This is a genomic window from Citreimonas sp., assembly GCF_042096055.1.
Classification (GTDB): domain Bacteria; phylum Pseudomonadota; class Alphaproteobacteria; order Rhodobacterales; family Rhodobacteraceae; genus Citreimonas.
This window is the reverse complement of record NZ_JBELMH010000145.1, coordinates 1-4,120: the sequence shown is the minus strand read 5'-3', so window position 1 is coordinate 4,120 and position 4,120 is coordinate 1. Positions and strand designations below refer to the sequence as shown.

Below are 4,120 nucleotides of genomic sequence, written 5' to 3'. Positions count from 1 at the left end.
CGGATCACCTCGCCACCATGACCGACCTCGCGTTCACGCATTACGCCGGACGCCCCGACGCAGCCGCGCCGGCGATCGATGCGCTGCGCGCGATCCTTGCCAAGACCTGCGCCACGGCCGACGTTATGGTGCTGCGCGATTTCCACGCCGAGAACGTGCTGCACCTTCCGGAGCGCTTCGGTGCGGCCCGTGCCGGCCTGCTCGATTTCCAGGACGCGCTGCGCGGCCACCGCGCCTATGACCTCGTCTCGCTTCTGCGCGACGCGCGGCGGGATCTGTTCCCCGAAACCGCCGAGGTGGCCACCACACATTATCTGCGCGCGACCGGCACGCCCGAGGCGCCGTTCCGCGCCGCGATGGCCGTGCTGGGTTTCCAGCGCAACCTGCGCATCCTCGGCGTTTTCGCGCGCCTCGCGGAACGCGGCAAGCCGGGCTACCTGCGGCTGCTGCCGCGCGTCTGGGCGCATCTTCAGGCGGATCTGGCGCATCCCACGCTGGCGCCTCTGCGCCCGCATCTCGACGTCCTTCCGCCGCCCTCGGCCGACCTCGTGGCCAGGCTGGAGACCGCATGCCCGACGCCGTGATGCTGTTCGCCGCGGGGTTCGGCACGCGCATGGGCGCGCTGACCCGCGACCGCCCCAAGCCGTTGATCGAGGTCGCGGGCCGTGCGCTGCTGGACCACGCGCTTGACCTGTGCACCGGCATCCCGCGCCGAGTCGTGAACGCGCATTACCACGCCGACATGGTCGAGGCGCATCTTGCCGGTCGGGCCGTCGCCGTTTCGGTCGAGGCGCCCGATATCCTCGACACCGGGGGCGGGCTGCGCCAGGCGCTGCCGCTGCTGGGTGAGGGGCCGGTCTTCACGCTGAACACCGACGCGGTCTGGCGCGGGCCGAACCCGATGGACCGGCTGGCCGAGGCCTGGGACCCCGCCACGATGGACGCGCTGCTCCTCTGCGTGCCGCTGGCGCGCGCGCATGGGCGCCGGGGCGGCGGCGATTTCACCCTGTCCGACGGTTGCCTCAGCCGCGGCGGGGACATGGTCTATACGGGCGCGCAGATCGTGAACCCCGACCTGCTGGCGGATATCGACGGCGACGCGTTCTCGATCCGGGCGCTTTGGGACAAGGCGCAGGCGGCCGGACGGATGCGCGGCCTCGCGTATGCCGGGCAGTGGTGCGACGTCGGCCACCCCGACGGGATCGGAATCGCCGAAGCGATGCTACGCGATGTTTGAGGGCAGCGGCCCGCGCGTCTTCGCCCTGCCGCCGGGCGTGGATTTTCCCGCCGCGCTGGTAGCCGGCCTGCATGCGCGCCTGAGCGGCCACCCGCCCGAGGCGATGGCGCGCATCACGCTGTTCGTGAACTCTGACCGCACGCGCAAGGGCATCCGCGCAGCCTTCGACGCCGGACCGCCGGCGCTGCTGCCGCGCATCCGGCTGGTCACCGACCTCGCCGATCCGGTGCTGCGCGCGCGGCTGACGCCGCCAGTCCCGCCCCTGCGGCGGCGGCTGGAGCTGACGACGCTGGTCGCGCGGCTGTTGCAGGCCGAGCCCGACCTCGCCCCGCGTGCGGCGCTCTTCGACCTGTCCGACAGCCTCGCCACGCTGATGGAGGAGATGCACACCGAGGGTGTTGACCCGGACCGGGTCGCGCGCCTGGACGTGACGGACCAGTCCGGCCACTGGCAGCGCGCGCTGCGCTTCATCCGCATCGTGCAGGGATTCTTCGACTCGGATGCCGCGCCCGACCGAGCCGCCCACGCGCGCCGCGCGCTGATGGCGCGGCTGGAGGCGTGGGAGAGCGCGCCGCCGTCTGACCCGGTGATCGTCGCGGGCTCGACCGGGTCGCGCGGTACGACGCATGCGCTGATGCGGGCGGTAGCCTGTCTGCCTCAGGGCGCCGTGGTGCTGCCCGGCTTCGACACCGCCCTGCCGCAGACGGTCTGGGACGGGTTCGACGACCCGCTGACGGGCGAGGATCATCCGCAATACCGGCTGGGCCGGCTGCTGGCCGAGCTGGACCTGAAGGCCTGCGACGTCGCTCCGTGGCATCCGACGCCGGCCCCCGCGCCAGAGCGCAACGCGGTGATCTCGCTGGCGCTGCGCCCCGCGCCAGTCACCGACCAGTGGATGACCGAAGGGCCCGCCCTGCCCGCGTTGCCGCAGGCGATGGCCGGCGCGACTCTGGTCGAGGCGCCCGCACCGCGGCACGAGGCGCTGGCCATCGCCCTGCGCCTGCGCCAGGCGGCCGAGGACGGCACGCGCGCCGCGCTTGTCACGCCGGACCGCACGCTGACGCGGCAGGTGACGGCGGTGCTGCAGCGCTGGGGGATCGTCCCCGACGACAGCGCCGGCCGCCCGGCGCAGGTGACCGCTCCGGGCCGCTTCCTGCGCCACGTGGCGCAGCTGTTCACCGAACCCCTGTCGGCCGAGACGCTGCTGACGCTGCTCAAGCATCCGTTGTGCCATGAGGCCGACCGCGGCCCGCACCTGCTCAACACCCGCGACCTCGAACTGCACCTGCGCGCGAAGGGCTGGGCCTATCCCAACGCGTCCGCGCTGCGCGCTTGGGGCGAGGCGGAGAAGCGCGGGGCGTGGACCGATTGGTTGGCGCGGTGCTTCTGCGACCAGGAGGACACGGCCGCGCGCCCGCTCGCCGATCATGTCGCGCGTCACGTGGCCCTGGCCGAGGCGATCGCCGCCGGGGCAGGCGCAACCGGCGCCGGGGCGCTGTGGGACCGCGCCGCCGGCCGCACGCTGTTGCGGATCGTCGAGGACCTGCGCGCCGAAGCAGCCCACGGCACCGACATGACCGCGCGCGACTACGCCGCGCTGTTCGGCGCCATCGTCGGACGCGAGGAAGTGCCCGAGGTCGATCCGACCCATCCCGACATCCGCATCCTCGGGCCGCTCGAAGTGCGCGCCGCCCCCGCCGAGCTGATGATCCTCGCCGGTCTGAACGAGGGCGGATGGCCCGAGATGCCCGGCGCCGATCCGTGGCTGAACCGCGCCCTGCGGGCCGAGGCCGGCCTGCTGCTGCCCGAGCGGCGCATCGGCCTGTCGGCCCACGACTTCCAGATCGCCGCCGCCGCGCCCGAGATCTGGCTGACCCGCTCGACCAAGTCCGACGACGCGGAAACCGTACCGTCGCGTTGGCTCAACCGCCTGGCGAACCTGCTGTCGGGGCTGCCGTCGCGCGACGGGCCCGAGGCGCTGGAGCAGATGAAGGCGCGCGGCCGGCACTGGCTGGCGCTGGCGCGCGCGGCCGAGGAACCGCTGCGGACTCCCGCCGCCGCGCGCCCCTCGCCCGCGCCGCCCGTCGCGGCCCGGCCGGACAAGCTGTCGGTGACCGAGATCAAGCGACTGGTGCGCGACCCTTACGCGATCTATGCCAAGCACGTGCTGCGCCTGCGCCCGCTCGACCCGTTGATGCGCCCGCCCGACGCGCTGCTGCGCGGCATCCTGCTGCACGAGATCCTCGAGAACGTGGTGAGGGACGCACGCGACGCCGACCGCCCGGTGACCGCGCAGGACCTGAACGCCGTGGCCCGCGCGATCCTCTCCGACCCGGCCAACCTGCCCTTTCCGTCGGTCCAGCTGTTGTGGCGGGCGCGTGTGTCCCGCATCGCCGACTGGTTCGCCACGACAGAGGCCGTCCGCCGCGCCACGGCCCGCCCCGCGCATTTCGAAGCGCGTGGAAAGGCGACGATCCCGGAACTGGCCTTCACCCTGACCGGCACCGCCGACCGCATCGATATCGACGATCGCGGCGGCGCGCATGTCTATGACTACAAGACCGGACAGGCGCCCACCGAGAAGCAACAGCGCCACTTCGACAAGCAGCTTCTGCTCGAGGCGGCGATGATCCAGCGCGGCGCGTTCGAGAACCTTTCGCCCGATCACGTCGCCCGCGCGCTGTTCATCTCGCTGTCGCCCTCGGACCCCAAGGAAGTGCCCGCGCCGCTCGAGGATGCCCCGCCCGAGACCGTCTGGGCCGAGTTCACGACGCTGATCGCCGCCTATGCCGATCCCGCCAAGGGCTACACCGCGCGGCGCGCGCTGCTGTCCGACGCGGACGCGGGCGATTACGACCACCTCGCCCGGTTCGGTGAGTGGGA

General features: G+C 73.0%; 3 protein-coding genes. All 3 read left to right on the top strand.

What is annotated here, in order from left to right; translation table 11 throughout:
* A partial coding sequence (locus ACFDTC_RS17690) for a phosphotransferase (protein WP_375260194.1) occupies window positions 1–584 on the top strand: 584 nt, incomplete at its 5' end.
* Window positions 569–1,237 carry a nucleotidyltransferase family protein gene (locus tag ACFDTC_RS17685; protein WP_375260193.1) on the top strand — a complete coding sequence of 223 codons (669 nt, stop codon included), beginning with the start codon at window positions 569–571 and terminating at the stop codon, window positions 1,235–1,237. The genes ACFDTC_RS17690 and ACFDTC_RS17685, both read left to right, overlap by 16 nt.
* The coding region (addB, locus tag ACFDTC_RS17680) for a double-strand break repair protein AddB (protein WP_375260192.1) at window positions 1,230–4,120 on the top strand (2,891 nt) is incomplete at its 3' end. The genes ACFDTC_RS17685 and addB, both read left to right, overlap by 8 nt.

What these genes read in the sequence shown, in the direction of transcription:
- ACFDTC_RS17685 (WP_375260193.1), top strand. Translation starts at nt 569, where the DNA reads ATGCCCGACGCCGTGATGCTGTTCGCCGCGGGGTTCGGCACGCGCATG.